Annotated in this window: 18 protein-coding genes; 10 read left to right on the top strand and 8 right to left on the bottom strand. The window is 71.6% G+C overall.

From position 1 onward, the window contains the following. Positions 1-290 precede the first annotated feature (290 nt). Positions 291-2,180, top strand: a complete 1,890-nt coding sequence (locus AB0C69_RS19420) for a hypothetical protein (RefSeq protein WP_360355250.1) — start codon at positions 291-293, stop codon at positions 2,178-2,180. A 144-nt stretch (positions 2,181-2,324) separates the two neighbouring features. Here the strand turns inward: AB0C69_RS19420 and AB0C69_RS19415 are convergent, their stop codons facing one another. Together AB0C69_RS19415 and AB0C69_RS19410 are read right to left on the bottom strand one after the other, a co-directional pair. Further along, a complete protein-coding gene (locus tag AB0C69_RS19415) occupies positions 2,325-3,824 on the bottom strand; it encodes a N,N-dimethylformamidase beta subunit family domain-containing protein (RefSeq protein WP_360355248.1) in 1,500 nt (499 codons plus the stop codon). A gap of 379 nt (positions 3,825-4,203) precedes the next feature. Beyond that, complete coding sequence (locus AB0C69_RS19410; protein ID WP_345183459.1) at positions 4,204-5,403, bottom strand: low temperature requirement protein A; 1,200 nt, start codon at positions 5,401-5,403, stop codon at positions 4,204-4,206. A gap of 115 nt (positions 5,404-5,518) precedes the next feature. Here AB0C69_RS19410 and AB0C69_RS19405 point away from each other — a divergent pair, with 115 nt between their 5' ends. Both AB0C69_RS19405 and AB0C69_RS19400 read left to right on the top strand, forming a co-directional pair. Continuing rightward, positions 5,519-5,671, top strand: coding sequence for a hypothetical protein (locus AB0C69_RS19405; RefSeq protein ID WP_360355245.1), 153 nt, complete (start codon positions 5,519-5,521; stop codon positions 5,669-5,671). A 265-nt stretch (positions 5,672-5,936) separates the two neighbouring features. After that, entirely contained in the window at positions 5,937-6,779 is an 843-nt protein-coding gene (locus tag AB0C69_RS19400) for an oxidoreductase (RefSeq protein ID WP_360355242.1), read from the top strand. Here the strand turns inward: AB0C69_RS19400 and AB0C69_RS19395 are convergent. Together AB0C69_RS19395 and AB0C69_RS19390 are read right to left on the bottom strand one after the other, a co-directional pair. After that, positions 6,776-8,062 carry an aspartyl protease family protein gene (locus tag AB0C69_RS19395; protein WP_353833261.1) on the bottom strand — a complete coding sequence of 429 codons (1,287 nt, stop codon included), beginning with the start codon at positions 8,060-8,062 and terminating at the stop codon, positions 6,776-6,778. The genes AB0C69_RS19400 and AB0C69_RS19395 overlap by 4 nt on opposite strands. 262 nt (positions 8,063-8,324) lie before the next feature. Then, positions 8,325-8,621 (bottom strand): hypothetical protein, encoded by a 297-nt coding sequence (locus AB0C69_RS19390; protein WP_353833262.1) that lies wholly within the window; start codon positions 8,619-8,621, stop codon positions 8,325-8,327. A 363-nt stretch (positions 8,622-8,984) separates the two neighbouring features. Between AB0C69_RS19390 and AB0C69_RS19385 the strand changes: the two genes are divergently transcribed. The 3 genes from AB0C69_RS19385 to AB0C69_RS19375 all read left to right on the top strand — a co-directional run bounded on the left by AB0C69_RS19385 (position 8,985) and on the right by AB0C69_RS19375 (position 10,948). Then, positions 8,985-9,872: a helix-turn-helix transcriptional regulator gene (locus tag AB0C69_RS19385; RefSeq protein ID WP_360355238.1), complete on the top strand. Its 888-nt coding sequence runs from the start codon at positions 8,985-8,987 to the stop codon at positions 9,870-9,872. Continuing rightward, positions 9,869-10,072 (top strand): DUF397 domain-containing protein, encoded by a 204-nt coding sequence (locus AB0C69_RS19380; protein ID WP_360355235.1) that lies wholly within the window; start codon positions 9,869-9,871, stop codon positions 10,070-10,072. Before AB0C69_RS19385 ends, AB0C69_RS19380 begins: the two co-directional genes overlap by 4 nt. 159 nt (positions 10,073-10,231) lie before the next feature. Continuing rightward, a complete protein-coding gene (locus tag AB0C69_RS19375; RefSeq protein WP_360355232.1) occupies positions 10,232-10,948 on the top strand; it encodes a hypothetical protein in 717 nt (238 codons plus the stop codon). A gap of 40 nt (positions 10,949-10,988) precedes the next feature. On the opposite strand, the gene AB0C69_RS19370 is transcribed toward AB0C69_RS19375, so the two are convergent. Further along, the gene (locus tag AB0C69_RS19370; protein WP_360355230.1) at positions 10,989-11,507 is read right to left on the bottom strand and encodes a hypothetical protein; all 519 of its coding nucleotides are present in this window, start codon (positions 11,505-11,507) and stop codon (positions 10,989-10,991) included. A 105-nt stretch (positions 11,508-11,612) separates the two neighbouring features. After that, positions 11,613-12,587: a WYL domain-containing protein gene (locus AB0C69_RS19365; RefSeq protein ID WP_360355228.1), complete on the bottom strand. Its 975-nt coding sequence runs from the start codon at positions 12,585-12,587 to the stop codon at positions 11,613-11,615. 129 nt (positions 12,588-12,716) lie between these two features. Here AB0C69_RS19365 and AB0C69_RS19360 point away from each other — a divergent pair, with 129 nt between their 5' ends. The 3 genes from AB0C69_RS19360 (at position 12,717) to AB0C69_RS19350 (ending at position 15,357) form a co-directional block, all read left to right on the top strand. Next, on the top strand, positions 12,717-13,112 hold the full coding sequence (locus tag AB0C69_RS19360; RefSeq protein ID WP_360355225.1) for a RidA family protein: 396 nt from the start codon (positions 12,717-12,719) through the stop codon (positions 13,110-13,112). A 133-nt stretch (positions 13,113-13,245) separates the two neighbouring features. After that, the gene (locus tag AB0C69_RS19355) at positions 13,246-14,349 is read left to right on the top strand and encodes a hypothetical protein (RefSeq protein ID WP_360355223.1); all 1,104 of its coding nucleotides are present in this window, start codon (positions 13,246-13,248) and stop codon (positions 14,347-14,349) included. A gap of 42 nt (positions 14,350-14,391) precedes the next feature. Beyond that, positions 14,392-15,357 carry a hypothetical protein gene (locus AB0C69_RS19350; protein WP_360355221.1) on the top strand — a complete coding sequence of 322 codons (966 nt, stop codon included), beginning with the start codon at positions 14,392-14,394 and terminating at the stop codon, positions 15,355-15,357. On the opposite strand, the gene AB0C69_RS19345 is transcribed toward AB0C69_RS19350, so the two are convergent. Further along, on the bottom strand, positions 15,324-16,313 hold the full coding sequence (locus AB0C69_RS19345; protein ID WP_360355218.1) for a helix-turn-helix domain-containing protein: 990 nt from the start codon (positions 16,311-16,313) through the stop codon (positions 15,324-15,326). The genes AB0C69_RS19350 and AB0C69_RS19345 overlap by 34 nt on opposite strands. A gap of 181 nt (positions 16,314-16,494) precedes the next feature. Between AB0C69_RS19345 and AB0C69_RS19340 the strand changes: the two genes are divergently transcribed. Further along, the gene (locus AB0C69_RS19340; protein ID WP_360355216.1) at positions 16,495-16,917 is read left to right on the top strand and encodes a DUF6010 family protein; all 423 of its coding nucleotides are present in this window, start codon (positions 16,495-16,497) and stop codon (positions 16,915-16,917) included. 10 nt (positions 16,918-16,927) lie between these two features. Here AB0C69_RS19340 and AB0C69_RS19335 read toward each other — a convergent pair whose 3' ends face one another. Beyond that, positions 16,928-18,358, bottom strand: coding sequence for a DEAD/DEAH box helicase (locus AB0C69_RS19335; protein WP_360355213.1), 1,431 nt, complete (start codon positions 18,356-18,358; stop codon positions 16,928-16,930). Between the last annotated feature and the right edge of the window lie 104 nt (positions 18,359-18,462).

Below are 18,462 nucleotides of genomic sequence, written 5' to 3'. Positions count from 1 at the left end.
GGCCGCCGCCCCCCCCGCCGCCCCCCCCCCCCCCCCCCGCCTGTCCGGGGGGACGCCTCCGAGCTCGGGCGTGGCCCGCGCCCGGAGGTGCGTCCAGGAACGTTCCGGTGGACCGGTTGGCCGGTAGCGGCCCGTTCTGACGATCTTGCTTGACTCCGGACACTCCAGCGTTTCTATTGGCCCCCGTGGTCGTTCACGATCACCGTGGTCCCTCGCGGCCACCGTGCTCCCTCGCGACCACCGCTACTCCTGTCGGCTTTCGGGGATGAGGAACCATGGGAGGCGATGGCATGCGCCATCGACGTACACGGGCGGGATCGCTCGCCCTCGCCGCGGTGCTGGGCCTGAGCCCGCTCGCGGCGGTGCCGCCGGCGTCGGCCGACGGCCAGGTGACCGAGGTGGCGCTGCCGGTGCCCGACGTCGCGCCGGTCGGGCTCGCCGCCGGACCGTCCGGCACCCTCTGGTACGCCGCGAACGCCGGCGGCATCGGCCGCGTCGGCGCCGACGGCAAGGTCACCGAGTTCACGATCAGTGAGAACTCGCAGCACCAGGCCGGCGTCCCCGACGCGATGACGGCCGCGAGCGACGGCGCGCTCTGGTTCACCGACATGTCCTACAGCGTCCCGCGGGTGGGGCGCGTGAACCCGGCGAACGGCGCCGCGACGCTGTTCGAGCTGCCGGTGACGGGCGACGTGAACTTCGCCAACGCCCAGGTCAACGGCGTCGCGCCGGGCCCGGACGGATCGGTGTGGATCACCGGTGGGTACTCCGGCACGATCGGCCGGGTCGACCCGTCCGGGAACGTCACGGCGTACGCCACGGGCCTGTCCCCGTACGCGGTCACCGTGGGCCCGGACCAGGCGGTGTGGTTCACCGACACCAGCGGCCGGATCGGCCGGCTCGACCCCACCACCGGCCAGGTCACCCCCTACGACACGCCGTTCACCTTCCAGGGCTACCCGGGCATGGGCGACATCGTGTCCGGCCCGGACGGCAAGCTGTGGTTCACGCAGCCCGGCGTCAGCCGGATCGGGAGCATCGACCCGGCCACCGGCGAGGTCGCCGAGTACGCCACGCCACGCCCCGACTCCGACCCGACCGGCATCGTCGCGCGGGACGGCAAGCTGTGGTTCACCGAGGCCGCCGCCAGCAACATCGGCAGCCTCGACCCCGCCACCGGCGAGATCGCCGAGTACCCGCTGCCGGCGACCCTCTCGGCGCCGACCCGCATCGTCAACGGCCCCGGCGGCCACCTGTGGTTCACCGAGCCGGGCCGCGGCCTGATCGGGCACTTCGACCCGGCCGCCCCGCCGTCCGGCACGTCCCACCCGGCGCTTCCGGCCGCGGCCCCGGGCAGCAGCCCCACCCCCGCCGCGCGCTTCCAGAACCAGTGCGCGGTGGAGTCCCTCTGCCAGACGCAGGTCACCACCGGCGGCGACGTCAAGATCGGCACCTTCCGGCAGAGCCTGCCGAGCGGCGCCATCCGCATCACCGGCTCCCTCGGGGCGCCCGACGAGACCGGCGACTTCGTCCTCGACCCGCCCGTGGTCGGCGAGCAGCTCATCTCCAAGCAGGTGGAGGTGCCGGGCGGCCTCATCGCGCAGCTGCCGCTGATCGGCCCGATCCTCGGCAAGTCGCCCGCCGCGATGTGGGACGTCAACCGCCTCACGATCAGCCAGACGCTGGCCGGCAAGGTGCACGCCTACCTCACCGACACCGGGCTCGGCGTCCGCGTGCCGCTCAACGTGCACCTGAACAACCAGCTGCTCGGCACGACCTGCGTCATCGGCCCGATCACCGCGAGCCTGCCGACCACCTTCCTGGCCGGCTCCCCGAACGGCGACCCGCACCTCGGCTTCGTCCCGGCGGCCGTCTCCCTGGAGGCGCCGATCGAGGTCCCCGCCGCGAAGGGCTGCGGCCCGTTCGGCATGCTCGACGGCGTCATCAACCAGCTCATGGGGCTGCCGTCGCCCGCCTCGCAGAACTCCATGAAGCTGACCGGCGTCCTCAACCTGGGCAACGGGATCAACGCGAGCAACACCCCGCAGAGCCTGGCGTCCGGCCCGGTCGCCGCCGAGCTCAAGCAGATCCTCAAGTCCGGCAAGACCCCGCGCAAGACGGCCAAGGCCCCCACCCCGGCCCCGAAGAAGGCCACCTACAGGATGAAGGCCCGCCGCTAGCGGCGGAGCACCGGGCGGAGGCGCCCCCGAAGGCCCGTCCTTCGGAGGCGCCTCCACACCGTCCACACCCTGTGGACAGAAAAGCCGGCGCCGTCATCGCCGCCTGACGCGATCGCCCCACGGACTGGCGTCGGGCGGCGTGCTTCAGGGCGCGGTCGCGAGCTCCTTGGAGTTGGGACGGGACGGATGGCTGCGCGCGAGCGGTCCGGCGGCCATCGCCCGGACGAGCGTGTCGGTCACCCGCGTGACGAAGGCGCGGCCCGCCTCGTTGACTCCGTGGCCGCAGGCGCGTCCCCGCATCGCGCACACCCAGCGCATGGTTCCGGTGGCGAAGACCCCGGCCCCGCTGCGGGTCGTGTAGTAGGACGCGTGCGCGACGGCGCTCCCGGTCCCGCAGCTGATCGGGGACCGTCCGACGATCTCCAGTGTCGGCGGCGTCGGGCCGCCGGGGGCGATCGCGTCGGCCTCGGGGCCGACCATGCCGGGGAACCGGGTTCCCGCGCGCACGCCGGTGCCGCGGAACAGCCAGAAATCGGGCCGGTAGACGGTGAACGCGCCTTCCGCCGGAAAGCACATGTACTGGATGCCGATGATGTCGCTCTCCGGGCGCGGCTTCGGCGGCAGCCGCCAGTCCTGCGTCGACTCGGCCGGGTTCGTCCGGGCGACGGGGTCGGCGGAGGAGTCCTTGTAGCAGACCACCAGCCGGTCGGCACCCAGCGCCGTCGCCTCGAACCTGATGTGCCGGTTCACCGCGTTGGCGCCGAGGAACGCGATGTTGACGCCGTGGTCGCGGGCCTCCGTGGCGCGCTGGCGCATGGCCGACGACCAGTACTCGTCATGCCCCAGCGTGAGCAGGCCGCGCGCCTTGCTCAGCAGAGCGGGATCGCTGTGCAGGTCGTTGTCGGTCGCGTACGCCAGCGGCACGCCCGCCTTCTCGGCCAGGGCGATCGCGGGCTGCTCGTAGGTCAGGAACTTGCCCGCGCCGGTCTTGTCGTAAGGGCGGTCGAAGCTGACCGCGTAGGACCGGTCGTCGTACCCGGACGGCCCCTCGTACAGGTCGTGGCCGCCCCACATGTTGTACGCCTGCCAGGTGGTGGTCGCGTTCAGCACCACGACCCGCCCGGCGGTGTCCGGCGAGCGGACGGTCACCGGCACGTACCGCTGGGCGCCCGACACGGCGGTCAGCCTGATCAGGTAGCTGCCCGCGGGCCAGCCGGACGTGGCGACCGTCATCGACGGCCGCCACGGCGCCGAGACGGTGCGCGTCTTCCGGTCGATCCGGGCCGCCGCCTGCCGCACCCCGGCGACCTGCCCCGACCGCCACACGCGGCGCGCGTTCGCGCCCCCGTACCAGCCCATCCGGAACGCCTCCGCGGTGAACCCGGACGTCGTGGTCGAGACGAACAGCCGGAACGACTGGCCCGGCAGCACGCTCACGCGATCGGCGTACCCCTCGATCTCGTGCTCGGCGCCGCTGCGGCGGACCTGCCAGTCCGCCGTGCCCGGCTTGGCGTTCTCGGGCGTCTCCACGGTCGCCGCGCCCGCCTTGCCCGGCCGGTCGGCGGACGAGCGGCGGGACGTCGAGCACGCGCCGACCAGGACGAGCGCCGAGACCAGCGCCAGCACGACCGGACCCCGGAGCACGCGCGGAGACACGCGTCCGTCTAAGGGACGTCCCTCTTCTGCATCCGTCACGGCGGACCACCCTCCCCTGAACTCCCTGCGGGCAACCCGTCCACCGCCACGTACCAGAGATCGTCTTCCCGCCCCGCGCCCGCATAACCGCCGGCCCTGAACGAGTCCGGGGGACGCACCTGTTACGTGACAGTTCGCGCCATTATGTCGCCGAGCCGGTCGTCCAGGAGGCCGGATACGGCGCCGACCCGGGCCGCCGCCCCCGCGCGCCGGTGCGGCTCGCCCAGGCGACCGGAGTCACCGTGGCCATGGGATGTGGCGGCTCCGCGGCCGTGGCGCCCGAGCGCCGTCCCCCTGGCCGACGGCCGCGGCCTTCTGCCGCGGGCCCTCATTCAGGGTCCGCGGCGCCGTACCGGACGGCCGCCCGCCTCTCGAAGGCGACCAGGCCGAGGAGCAGCCCGCTCACCAGGCCGAGTGCGGCGAGCGCGGGCAGGAGCCGGGCGGCGGGGATCAGCAGGAAGAACGCCGCGGCGACGACCAGCGGCGCCGCCGGAACGGAACGGACGGTGAGCCTGGCGAAGGCGGCCCGCCCCAGGAGGAACACGGCGGCCCCCGCGTACAAGGCGGTCAGGACGGGCCACTCCAGGGCCCGACCGTGGTCGGCGGCGTCGCCGGACAACTCTGCCAGGACTTCGTGGGCGCCGAGGGCGATGTAGAGGGCGCCGGCGATGAGCGGGAAGTGGACCATGGTGTAGGCGTCGCGGGCGATCTGAGCACGGCGCAGGCCGGACGCGCGTTCCAGGACGCCCTCGGCGGCGTCCGCCAGGCCGCGGAAGTACAGCAGCCACAGGCACACGACGGCGACGAACCCGACCAGCGCCGCCAGGAGCACCATGGCACCGGCGATCGAGTCGCCCGCCCCCGCGCCGGCGGAGATCAGGGACTCGCCCAGCGCGATGATCAGCACCATGCGGTGCCGTTCGGCGAAGTGGCCGGCGCTGCGGACCGTCCAGCCGCCGAGGCCGGAGGCGATCCGGCCCCCACCGAAGTCGACGGCGAACGCGGCGGCCCACAGCACGGTCTGCCAGGTCCCGCCGAGCACCGCCCCCGCGATGAGGGCGGACAGGGAGATCGTCTGGGGGACCGCGTCGAGGAGCAGTTGGTCGCGCAGCCCGCGGTCGCCCGCCACCGACGACAGGTACAGCCCGAAGTAGACCACCCGGACGACGCAGAAGGCGCCCGCCAGGACGAGCGGGGCGTCGACCCCCGCGGCGTGGCGGCCGAAGGCGTCCGGCATGACCAGGGCCGCGACGAACAGGGCCGCCATCACCGCCAGCATCCCGGTCCGGACCACGCCGCGATCGGCGCGCACCCGGTTGCCCAGCCAGGCGTACGCCGCCCAGGACCACCAGAGCAGCAGGAGGAGGATCAGCCCGCGCACCAGGGACAGGGCGGACGGGGAGTGCGCCATGAACGAGACGACCCGGGTGATCGCGAACACGAAGACGAGGTCGAAGAAGATCTCGAAGGAGGTCGCCCGGTGGGTTTCGGGCGTGATCGCCGGGCGCTGCCACGGGAGGTCTGCCACCGGCACAGGTTACCCGCCTGGCGATCAACGTCGCCGCTGGTCAGCGGGCGCCGGAGCGTGTCGCCCCCGGTCCGGCGGCGTCGGGCTCGAGCGGCCCCTGCCGCCGGGGGAGGACATGTACGCGCGGGCGGAGTCCGCTCCGGCGGCGGCGGGCTTCCCGTTCGAGCCGGCCCGCGTCCGCCTCGCCCGCGGCGTCCGGCTGAGGCACGTCCAGGGGCCGAGACGGGCGGTCCTGCGCGACGCCCTGGCGAGGGTCGGCGACAGCTGACCCCTAACGACTCACATCGGGTCTCACCATCAAATGACGGGTGTGGCCGCTCTCCCTTCGGGCGAGAGTCGATGACGACGCACGGAATCGGCACGGAGGGGCAACATGATCAACAGACGCGCGTCCGGCAAGGGATCGGCCAGGTCGCGGGCGGGGCCGCCGCCTCCCGGCCGGCCTGCCGGACGCCGCGGCCTTCGCCCAGGCCGTCACCGGCGCACACCGCCTCTGACCGCGAACCGCACCCGACCGAACGGAGGAACCACTCATGGCAAGGACATGGCTGATCACCGGAGCGTCGCGAGGACTCGGACGCCACCTCACCGAGGCGGTCCTGGACGCCGGTGACCAGGTCGTCGCGACCGCCCGGCGTCCGCAGCAGTTGGACGACCTGGCGGCCAGGCACGACCAACGGATCCGGGCGGTCGCGCTGGACGTCACCGACCCCGCCGCGGCCGCCCGTGCCGTGGAGGAGGCCACCGTCGCCTTCGGCCGTCTCGACGTCGTCGTCAACAACGCCGGCTACGCCAACAGCGCGCCCATTGAGGAGATGGCCGAGGACGACTTCCGCGCCCAGATCGAGACCGACTTCTTCGGCGTCGTGAACGTGACGCGGGCCGCGCTGCCCGTCCTGCGCGCCCAGCGCTCGGGGACCTTCGTGCAGGTCTCCTCCATCGGCGGACGCGTGGGCGGCACCCCCGGGATGGGCGCCTACCAGGCCGCGAAGTTCGCCGTCGAAGGGTTCTCCGAGGTGCTCGCGGCCGAGGTGGCGCCGTTCGGCGTGAAGGTCCTCATCGTCGAGCCGGGCGCGTTCCGCACCGACTGGCAGGGCTCGTCCATGGAACTCCACCCGGTCGGCCCCGACTACGAGGAGACGGTCGGCACCATCAACAGCTACCGGCAGGCCAACGACGGCACCCAGCAAGGCGACCCGGCCCGCGCCGCCAAGGCCGTCATCGACGTGGTCGCCGCCGACGATCCGCCCCGCCGCCTCATCCTCGGTGGCGACGCCCTCGCCCTGGCCCGCAGGTCCGCCGAGGCCCGCGCCGCCGAGGCCGAGCAGTGGGCCGCCGTGACGCGCTCGACCGACTTCCCCTCGGACGAGCCCTAGCCGCGGGCGATGTAGAGATTCATGCCGGTGAAGTCGAGGGTGACGGTGTACGGCTTGAAGAAGGGGTGGAAGAACGCCCCCAGCGAGTCGAACCCGGCGCGAGGGGGTCTACCGGAGGGATTCGCCAAGCAGTAGACCTCCCTGGCGACGGCGTCGCCAAGGCGGATCTCGTCCGGGTAGCAGGGATAGGTGACGACCGGGTGGCTGTGCGCGAAAGTCTCCAGCGGGCGGTCGTAGTCGGTACGGATCCGCAGACGCTTGGCCGTCTCCTCGGGCATGGCCACGGCGCTCTCGCTGGTTCCACCGATCGACAGTCCCACCAATCGCGATCCGGAACCGCCGATGCTGCCCCTGCTGTACAGGCCGTGCTCATCGGCCAGCCACAGCGGCAGGGGCCTGGCGCCCGCCCGCGCGGCGTCGCGCCGTACTCGGCGGACGGCTTCGGGAGTGGGACGGCGCAGGATCAGCGACCGGCCCGCGTAGTCGAAGGTGGTCAGCAGGTGGTAGAAGACCCACGTGCCGATGATGCCGTCGCTGGGCCCCCCGGGCGAAGCCTGGTCCGTCTCCGACCACTCCACGGGGATGTTGCGCAGTTCGACGTCGCCCAGCCTGAAGGATTCCAGCACCCCGAAGTACTGCCACGCGGTGCCGTCCAGGTAGTCGATCTGCTGCTCGGCCACGGCGGTCAGCCCGGCCTCCCTCGCCACCTCCGCGGACATGCCCAGCCATGGGGCGCCGGTGTAGAGCATGAAGCGCTTGGGCGGTCCGCCGTTGACCGACCCCTCGACCTGTGGTGACGGGTCCATCTGCTGCCACGGCAGCCGGGCGGCGTCGCCGTGGACCTGGTACGGCTCGCCCTGAACCGCCCCGAACCACGTGGCGAAGACGTCCTTGCCGGCCGCTCGCCAGTGCGGCACGGACTGGGAGAGTTTGTCCTGACGGATGTAGCAATCGCCCAGAAGTCGATTGGTCTCCTTGTCGCTGGGCGCCAGTCTCAGAGCCATGGCGAGATAGTGCTCAGCGTCGGAGAACTGGTTGGTCAGTAGCGCGACCTGGCCGCGCCGACGGGCCGCGTGCACGTTGGCGGGGTCTCTTTTCAGGATCGCCTCGTAGGCGCGGCCGGCCTGTTCGAACTTTCCGGCCTTGAACAGCGCGTCCGCGTCACCACCGTCGGCGTGGGCCGCGACCGCGACGCCCGCCGGCGTCGCGGTCGCGGATGCGCCGGCCACCACGGCGGCGCCTCGCAGCAGCGAACGTCGATCCCACTTCCCGTCATCAGCCACGGCTTTCTCCTTTCGTGGCCCCTTCCGCCGCGATGTCGGACGGCGATGCCTGCCGCGATCGCTCAAAGGGAAAGGAGCATCGCGCACGGCCTCCCTCGTTCGGGGACCTTGCTCGGCGATCAGATTGGGCAGGCTCGAACGCTACGACTCGGCACCTATCGTCGGCGTATCGAAAACGCCCCCGGGTATGGGGAGGCGTGCCCAGGGCGTGAGCGCTACGGTGCCTCGCCGTGCCGGGGCGGATGAGCGGCGTACGGCCGGTTCACCGGTCCTCCTCCGCCCCGAGAGCCGCCTTCACCAGGACGACGGCGTTGACGGGGCTGTCGGCCTCGCACATCCAGATACCGTCCTGGACGAACCACCAGCGATCGCCGTCGTTCGCGCGGCGCCGGCACTCGACCTCCACGCCGGACGCCTCCGGCTCCTTCGCCACGCGCAGGCGTAGAGCGCCGACGTTCTCGACCGCGAGCTTGTGGCCTCGCAGCAGATTCCCGAGCGTGGTCGTGAACTCCGCGCCCTTCGAGCCCTCGCCGACGCCGTCTGGAACCGATGGAGTCATGCCGCCGCTGCTTTCGATCCCGCGTTGCGGGATCACGCTCCGGGCGCCCGGCGGGAGCCGTCCGGGGAACGTCGGTTGTTCTTCATGATCGGCCTCTTCTGGTGCGGGGGACTGGTTTTTCCTGTTGATGTGGCGATGTGTGCGGAACGGGCGTCATGTCCGGCTCGCCGTGATCGCGGATTATCGCGTTTCACTCCCGTGCTGACTCCGAGTAGAGCACCATGAAAGCAAGGTCCGCAAGCGGTCGGATCGATTCCCCTGGCGAGAATTTTCGCAGGTCAGAGACCTGTTGCGGACCGGGCGAGGGGATGCTTTCATTCCGGGTGAAAGGCGGCCCCGAGATGCGAGAGGGAGGTGATGTGAGTGTCGGAGGCGACCACGGGTTCGACCGTCCCCCGGCGGCAACTCGGCCGGTATCTCCGAGAACTTCGGATTAATGCTCGCTTAACCGTACAAGCTGCGGCGAAAGCGCTTGAATGGTCCGAAGCAAAGATGTGGAGGATCGAGACCGGCCAAACGTCCCTGCGTTCTCACGACGTGGAGACCATGTGCCGCGTGTACGGCGCAACCGAGGAACTGACGACCGCCCTGATGGGCCTGGCCAAGGAGACCAAGGGAAAGGGATGGTGGCACGCCTACGGCGACGTGATCCCTGAGGGGTTCGATCTCTTCATCGGCCTGGAGGAGGCTGCGAGCAGCAGAGAGGAGTACTCGCCGGAGCTGGTCCCGGGCCTCTTCCAGACCCCCGACTACCTCTACGCGCTCTTCAAGAAGAACCGACCAGACCTGCAAGCCGAAGAGGTCGAACGACGGGTCCGGCTGCGAATGCAACGGCAGGCGCTGGTCACGCGCGTCACGGCCCCGCCTGACCTGAAGGTCGTCCTGAGCGAGGCGGTGGTCCGCCGGGTCATCGGCGGGCCCGCGGTCATGGCGGCCCAGCTCGACCGGCTGGCACAACTGAACGACTGCCCCAACGTGGCCATCCGCCTCGTGCCGTTCGCGGCGGGCTCGCACCGCGGCCTCGACACGGGGGCGTTCATCATCCTGCGGTTCCCGACCAAGGAGGACGGGCGCGATCACGAACCGCCGACGGTGTTTGTACAAGGCTTCACCGGCGCTTTATATCTGGATAAACCCCGCGAGATCGACCGCTACGCCGGGGCGTTCACGGTCATCTGGGACAACGCTCTGCCCCAGGAGGACAGTTCGGCGTTGTTCCGGCAGGTAGCAAGGGAGATGAACGGACGATGAGCACCGACGTCGCCGCTGCGGCCCTCTGGCGCAAGAGCAGCCGCAGCAACACCGAACAAGAGTGCGTGGAGGTCGCGATGCTTCCCACCTCCGTCGGTATCCGGGACAGCAAGAACCCCGAAGGCGGTCACCTCCCCCTCGACCACACCGCGTTCACCGGTCTCCTCGCTCGCGTGAAGGCCGGGACCCTCGACCTCTAGGCATGAAAAAGGGTCCCGGCGGAGACAAACCGCCGGGACCCTTCTTGCGATCGGCGGGAGAAGGCGACACCGGTTCACCCCAGAACATTCACCGCAACAGAAGAAGCGGGTCTTCCTCAGCGGCCCCTCCGCCCCGCTCCAACATGCTGTAATCGTCCAATGACTTACGGTGTTCTTCAAATCTCGGGGTGCCGGCGCCCCGTCCTCACATTCGCGCTGATCCTTGCGGCGGGGATGGCTGCGGGCTGCGGCGACGGGGGCAAGAAGCCCGGCATCCGCGTACCGAAGACGGACAGCTTTGCAGTGCCGCAACCCCTTACCTCCGCCCCGCCTGTCGGTGCCCCGCGCATGGAACGGCTCATGCACGAGATGGAAAAGGCCACCGTCAGAGCCGGGGGCGTGGCCGCAGAGACCAAGGCCCGTTGCGACACCGACATGGGCCGAATCGGCACGCGCCCGGAAACCTTCGCGTGCACGGTGTCCTACAGAGGCAAGAACGCCGAGTTCCGCACCAGTGTCTCCATCGTGTCGAAGCGGCTGACGGCCAAGCCCGGGGAGGACTTCCCGAGCGGTACCGAATACCGGTACAGGCTGTCGGCCGTCGCGACGAAGCTCGTACTCACCCGGGAAGGCGTCCACCGTCAGTGGGGCTACCACCCATCCGGCGGCGACGATGACGAGTACCGCTGCGACGCCAACATCCCTGAGGTGGCGGTCATGTCCCCGGGACCCACGCCCTACCGGTGCTACAACCTCTATCGCCCGGGCTTCAAAACCAGAGTCGCCTCCTACCGCGTGGTCCTATCCGCAGAAGAGGGGGAACATCCCGACGGAAGCCTCGGCTTCCAGCCGGCCAATTCTCAACCCTCCCCCTAGAGAGCCGACGCTAGTTCAGCGGCTGCGGGCAGGGCATCGGTCAGATGAACGGCCTGATCCAGGTCTCGAAGCGTGCCCCGAATTCGTCCCGGGCCGCTTTGATCAGGTCGTTGGGGTCGCTCACCGGATCCAGGCCGAAGTGCTGCTTCAGCCATGCGACATAAGCCGCGTGCGCCTCGGGGGCGCCGTCGCGTTCGCGGTGGTAGCCCTCGTACTCGGCGAAGTAGGCGTCGCCCCAGTCGACGGACAGCGGCCGGTCGCTCGCGAGCTGGCGGAACAGGTCCCGAAGGTCGCGTGCGGTGAGATGGATCCCCCCTTCGTCGCCGAACGCCGCGATGGGCAAGGCGGCGAGGTCCGCGCGGTCGTCCACACGCCACAAGGCATAGAACGAGCCTGAGCCGGTGGCGGCCGCGAAGGGGAGGAACGCTTCGACGAACTCTGGGGCGTCCGACCACGAGTCGTGCTGCGGCTCTCCGAATTCGAGCATCTCGAACCCGTCCGAGATGAACTCTCCGCCGAGGCTCTTCTCAAGTTCGCTGAGCAGGTTCAGTTCCGGCACGGGGGAAAAGGCATTGTCCATCGGGGCGTCCGATCGGCTGGAAGCGAAAAGGCGAGATCGTCCGCGAGAACATACCGGCTCCCGCCCTTTGGCCGCACCAGCGCATCAGCACGAGTCGTCATAGCGCGCGGCGATGGCGGCGGCGCGGTCGCGCAGCGAGGTGCGCAACCACTGCGGGGCGACAACCTCCGCGTTGTCGGCGACCTGCCACAGCGCCCAGACGGCGTGCCTCGAATCCTGGAAGGTCACCTCCAGCCGCAGCCAGCCGTCCGCATCGATTTCCTCGGCGAGGACGGTCAGCGCGGTGCCGACCAGATCCTTGCGCCGCGCCGGGTGCACCCGTGCGAGGACGGCGACCTGGTCGCCGCCCGTCCGGAACCGCGTGCTGCGCTCCTGCCACGCCCGGTCCAGATCGACCCGTTCTCTCCGCTCCGCGGGTTCGTCCAGTTCCTCGGCGGCCGCGATCCGCGACAGCCGGTACGTCCGGTCCTCGCCGGACCTCGTGGCCAGCAGGTAGCCCAGGCCGCGGACGGTGACGAGGCCGACCGGGTCCACCGTGCGCCACTTCGGGCTCTGATCCACCGCCGCGTAGTGGATGCGCAGCTTGTGCCCGGCGAACACCGCGCGCCTGACCTCGGCCACCACCGCCTCAGGCACTTCCTCGGCGACCAGCCGCCGCGCGAGAAGGTCGGCGTCGGGTTCGATGAGCAGCCGCTGGGCCGCGTCGGCCGCGGTGTCCCGATAGCTCTCGGGTAGCGCGTCCACCACCTTGAGCATGGCCGATGCGAGCGCCGAGCCGAGGCCGAACGCCTGCGCACCGCGGCGCGATCCGGCGACCAGCAGCGCGAGCGCCTCCTCATGGTTCAGCCCGGTGAGCTCGGTCCGAAAACCGGGCAGCAACGCGAAACCACCGTGCCGCCCACGTTCGGCGTAGACCGGAACCCCCGCCGCGGACAACGCCTCGATGTCGCGCAGCACCGTACGCGTCGACACCTCCAGCTCCCGGGCCAGTGCCGTCGCAGACAGCCGACCGTGCTGACGCAGCAACAACACCAGCGAGACCAACCGGTCAGCACGCACACCAAGAACCTACTCAAATACATGACACAGGATGTCGTGATTCGTTGGAAGGCTCTTCCCAACGCCAGAGGGCGGCCATCGAGCCGCCCGATGACGCACTTCCAACGAATCGAACGGAGCTAAAAGGCAATGGAGCGTACGACGGTCAACCCGTGGACGTGGTCGGTGGACCTGGGCTACAACCAGGGCGAGGTCGTCTCCGGACACACCCGAACCCTGTACTGCTCAGGCCAGACCGCGATGAGCGGCGACGGCAAGCCCCAGCATGCCGGCGACATGGCGGCCCAGCTCGCACTGAGCATCGACAACCTGGAGGCCGTACTCGCCGAGGCCGGCATGTCCCTGGCGAACCTCGTCCGCCTCAACGTCTACACCACCGACGTCGACCTCCTCTTCCAGCACTACGGCATCCTGGCCTCCCGCTTGGCCGCCGCCAAAGCAGCCACGAGCACCACAATGCTGGGCGTAACCCGCCTAGCAATCCCCACCCTGACAGTAGAACTAGAAGCCACCGCCGCAGCCTGACCCACCCCCCGGCCACCGCCGTGGTGTAGGTGGGGGTGGCGGGGGCCGGGTGGCCGTTTGAGGTCAGGGGGTGGTGGGGGGTGATCTTGCCAGCGAATACTGGCGTTGTTGGTCGGTCGTTCGAGGAGGCGTTGTGGATCGAAGCCCGCTTAGTCCGCTGATGTCGCGTCGGGTGTTCGGGGTGGGGGGTACTGCGCTGGTCGGGGCCGCCTTTGCGGGGCCGCTGGGTGGGGTCGCGCGGGCCGAGGCGCCGGCGGCGGGGGAGTGGGTGGATGTGCCTGCGCCGCCGCTGGCTGGGCGGAGCCATCTGCTCGGGATCGCCGCGCCGGACCCGTGGCACGTCTTCGCCGGGGGCGCCGAGAACGTGTACCAGCCGGACTCGCGGGCCGTCATGCTGCATCGGACCCCGCGCGGCTGGACGCGTGTCGCGATGCCTGAGGGGTTGGCTGTCGTCAACGATGTCCGCGCGCACCACGCCGCGGACGTGTGGGCCCTTGCCGCAGGTCAGAATGCCAAGGAGCGCACCGACCTGCTGCACTGGAACGGGCGCCGCTGGACGACGGTGGCAGCTCCCGTCGACGAGCAGCTTCAGGCCATCGACGTCGACCGGACGGGCGGACTGTGGGCGACCGGGATCCACGGGGACGCCACGACGGTGTCGGTGCGGCGGCACCGCCAGTGGACGAGGGCGCTCACCCTTCCGCAACCCTCGGGCCTCAACGCCATCGCCGCCGGAAGCGCCTCGGACGTCTGGGCCGGGGGATTCGGCGAGTCGCAGATCGGCCCGACCCCGCTGTGGCACTTCGACGGCACGGACTGGACGCGTACACCGTGGGGATCGGAATGGGCCCACTGGATCCTGCAGATCGAGTACGTCGCGCCGGACGACGTCTGGTTCTACGCCCTTGAGCAGAGCCCGTTGTTCCCGCCGCCGACGCTGCACCACTGGGACGGCGCCGCGTTCACCGTGCATCGGCTTCCGAATCCGTCCGATCCGCTCGGCGAGGTGCGGCCGAAGTCCGTGGTGGGGTTCCTCGGCTCGATCGCCTCCGACGGACGGGGCGGCGTCTGGGTGTCCAGTCCGTTCGATCCCGCGCGTCTGCTGCGCTTCGACGGCGCTTCCTGGACCAGTGCCGCCCCGCCTATCGCGGTGACCGCGTATTCGATGACGCGGGTGCCGCACACCAGGGCCGTCTGGGCCGGTACTCAGGTGGGCACCGTCTGGCGTTGTTCCTGAGGGCGGGTCGTTCGTGCCTGGCCGGGCTGGTTTGCTTGGTCGATGATCTCTGACGACGGAGCGGCCGACTACGCGGACCTGGCCCGCGAGCTCGCCAACATGGCTCATGGCTACCCCTACGGCGATCCTTTCGCGCTGCTCGGTTCGATCGCCGCAGAGGTGAGGTCGGACCCCGGCTCGCGGCACGGGCGGGCGATGACCGCGGCGCTCTGGGCGAGCCGCTGGTACGCCAGGTGGAAGGTCACCGACCCCGCGCTCGTCGACGACCTGATCGAGGCGGCCGGACGTGCCGGGACGGTGCTGGAGGCCGCGGGCTGCGCGGCGCCCGGCGAGCACGAGCACCCGCTGGTCGCCGACGATCCCGAGGAGGCGGGCGACGTCGTGGCGCGCATCGGGGATCCGGAGGGGTGGCTCGCAAGCCACCCGGACGACGAGGACATCGAGGCGTACGCGTGTCCCGGTTACCTCGCGGGGCTGGCCGCCGAGGCGGAACAGGTCCTCAAGGACGCGCAGGCGGAGCGCTTCGACGCCCCGGACACCGGGCATCTGGACGAGCGTTTCCTGACGGGGGACGGGCGGCTCGACATCGACGCGCTGATGACCGACATCGAGCGGCAGAAGGGCAGCAGGACCGATCCCGCGGCCGAGGCCGCGGCGCTGTGGGCGGCACGCCGGCTGCTCGGCGACGCGCGTCCCGGGGAGCGGGCGTCGCTGGCACTGGCCGTGAGCCACCTGGCACAGCACTGCGCCTGGGGCGCCGCCGCCCCTGGCGTGGTCGCGCTCTACCGCGACGGCCTCCAGACGTTCGATCTCTCGGTCCTCGATCGGCCGTGCCCGCACCCGGAGGGGCACCGTGGGATCAGTCTCCGCGACGTGCCGCCTCTTGCCCGGGCGGTGGCGCCGGACGCCGCGGAGGTGGACGACCGCGGGGGATGTCCCCACCGCATCGCCGCGCATGTCCGCAAGATGATCGACTACACGGGCGGATACCTGGGCGTCGAGGGCTGACGCGCTCCGCCGCCGCGGGCGCGGAAGGCTCGGCGGTAGGCGTGGGGGCTGACGCCGGTGGTGCGCTTGAAGCGGTCGCGGAAGGCGGTCGGCGAGCCGAAGCCGACCTGGGCGGCGATCCGTTCGACGGTGTGCTCGGTGGTCTCCAGCAGGTGCTGCGCCTGGTGGACGCGGGCCCGGTGGAGCCACTGGAGAGGCGTGGTGCCGGTCTGCTCGCGGAAGTGGCGCATGAGGGAGCGGGCGCTCATGCCGGCGCGCGCGGCCATGTCGGCGACGGTGAGGGGACGGGACAGGTCGTCCTGGAGCCAGGCGAGCAGGGGTTCGAGGACGGAGCCGCGGGGCGTGGCCGGGCACGGCTGCGCGATGAACTGGGCCTGCCCGCCCTCCCGTTCGAGCGGCATGACCGACAGCCGGGCGGCGTCGGCGGCGACCGCCGAGCCGTGGTCCAGGCGGATCATGTGCAGGCACAGGTCGAGCCCGGCGGCGGCCCCGGCCGAGGTGAGGATCCGCCCGTTGTCGACGTAGAGGACGTCCGGATCCACCTCGATCCCGGGATGGGCGGCGGCCAGCAGGGCGGCGGCCGACCAGTGCGTCGTCGCCCGCAGGCCGTCGAGCAGCCCGGTCGCGGCGAGGGGGAACGCGCCGGTGCAGATGGAGGCGATCCGGGTGCCGCGGGCGGCGGCCTCCGTCAGCGCGTCGTGCACGGCGGGCGGCAGGGGCGCCGTCGGGTCCGCGGCGCCGGGGACGATGACGGTGTCGGCGTCCCGCAGCCCGTCCAGTCCCCAGGGCGCGCGGAGCGTGAACGCCCCGGCGTCGACCTCGGGCTTCTCGGCGCAGACGCGGACCCGGTAGGCGGGGCGGCCGTCCGGCAGGCGGGTCCGGGTGAAGACCTCGATGGGGGTCGACAGGTCGAACGGGATCACGCCGGGGAACGCGAGGACGGCGACGGTGTGCATGGCGAGAACGTAGCCGACCGCAGCGCCGCCGCCAGGGGTGTCTCCGGCCGTTCGGCTCTGTCAGAGGGGTTCCGGGCGGCTTGGCGGTATTCCGTTGGGAGATGGCATTTCCGCCACTGGGCGGCGTGATCGCGGACGGTTAGCTTCGGTCCCGCATGACCGGGCCCACCGAGGAGAGCCGATGCTGATGACCGTCCTGGCGCCGATCCTGATCGGCGCCGCCTACGCCGCCGGGATGTCGTTGATCAGGGAGCCGCACCGGCGCCGGTTCAACGCGGTCATGGTCGCCGGAGCGGGCGCCGCCTACCTCAGCGGCGGCGGTCTCGGCGGCTGGGAGTTCCTCTTCACCGCCGCCGTGACCTACTGCGCCTACCGCGGGCTCGAATCGTGGACGTTCATCGGCGTCGGATGGCTGCTCCACACGGCCTGGGACGTGGTGCACCACGTGAAGGGCAACCCGATCGTCCCTTTCGCGCACGGATCCTCGCTCGGCTGCGCCATCTGCGACCCGGTCATCGCCCTCTGGTGCCTGGCGGGCGGGCCGTCCCTCATCGCGCCGTCCGTCCGCCGGCTGCGGCGGCGGACGACGGCCGACGAGGCGTGAGCGGCCCGGGTCAGCTGTTGAGCGAGGACGTGCGCCGTCGCGGCCTGCGCGAGGGGGCGGCCGTGTGGGAGTTCCCGCGCTGGGAGCCGGCGGCGGGACGCGGCTTGCGGGGCGGGGCGGCGTTCGGAGCGGCGGCGGCGCGGGCCGGCGGGCGGGCGCCGGTGATGCGGGCCAGGTCGGCGTCGCCGGGGCGGACGCGGGAGACGCGGGGGGTGATGCCCGCCTTGGCCATCATGGCGTCCATCTCGCGGCGCTGCTCGGGCAGGACGAGGGTGACCACGGTCCCCGCGTTCCCGGCGCGGGCGGTGCGGCCGCCGCGGTGGAGGTAGTCCTTGTGGTCGGCGGGCGGATCGACGTTGACGACGAGATCGAGCTCGTCGATGTGGATGCCGCGGGCGGCGACGTTGGTGGCGACCAGCACGGTGACGTCCTTGCTGTGGAAGCCGTTCAGCGCGCGGTTGCGCTGCGACTGCGTCTTCCCGCCGTGCATCGCCGCGGCGCTGATCCCGCGGGCGGTCAGCTTGCGGACGAGGCGGTCCGCCTGGTGCTTCTTGCCGACGAACATGATGACGCGGCTCTCGCGGGCCGCGATGTGCACGGTCGTCTCGTGCTTGTCCTCGTCGGCGACGTGCAGCAGGTGGTGCTCCATGGCGGTGACCGCTCCGGCCGGAGGGTCGACCGAGTGGGTGACCGGGTCGCTGAGGAACCGGCGGACGAGCCGGTCGACGCCGCCGTCGAGCGTGGCGGAGAACAGCATCCGCTGCCCGTCCTGCGGGGTCTGCTCCATGAGCCGGGTGACCTGCGGCAGGAAGCCGAGGTCGGTCATCTGGTCGGCCTCGTCCAGCACGGTGGTCCGCACGGCGTCGAGCCGGCAGTCGCCGCGCTCGATCAGGTCGGCGAGGCGCCCGGGCGTGGCGATCAGGACGTCGGCGCCCCGCGCGAGCGCGTTCGCCTGCCGCCCGATCGGCAGGCCGCCGACCACGGTGGTCGTCCGCAGGTCCACGGCGTCCGCGTACGGTTCGAGCGCGGCGGTGACCTGCTGGGCGAGCTCCCGGGTGGGGACCAGGACCAGGGCGAGGGGACGCCGGGGCTGGGCGCGGTGGCCGGCGGTGCGGGCCAGCAGCGCGAGGCCGAACGTGAGCGTCTTGCCCGAGCCGGTGCGTCCCCGGCCGAGGACGTCGCGTCCGGCGAGGGCGTTCGGGAGGGCCGCGGCCTGGATGGGGAACGGCGCGGTCACGCCCTGGCGGACCAGCGTCTCCTGGATCGGGGCGGGCAGCGCCAGCTCGGCGAACGACGCCACGGCGGGGGCCGGGGGCGTGGACTTGGCGGCGGGGGCGGAGGCGGGCGCCGGCTCGGATGCGGGCCTTCGCTGCCCGTCCGCCGGACGGCGGGCGGGACGGGACCGGGAGCCTCGGGCGCTCGATCGAGGGGTGCGGGGCATGGTGAAGCCCGCCGATCGTGACCGTCCACCCCTTGCGGCTCGCGCGGTCGAGGACGAGGACGGCGCGATCGAGGGCCAGCGGATGTGCCGGGAGTGGGCCGGGC

The organism is Actinomadura sp. NPDC048032, assembly GCF_040653175.1.
Classification (GTDB): Bacteria; Actinomycetota; Actinomycetes; order Streptosporangiales; family Streptosporangiaceae; genus Spirillospora; species Spirillospora verrucosospora.
Note: the sequence above shows the minus strand (reverse complement) of the source record. Positions and strands in the feature narration are given on the sequence as shown.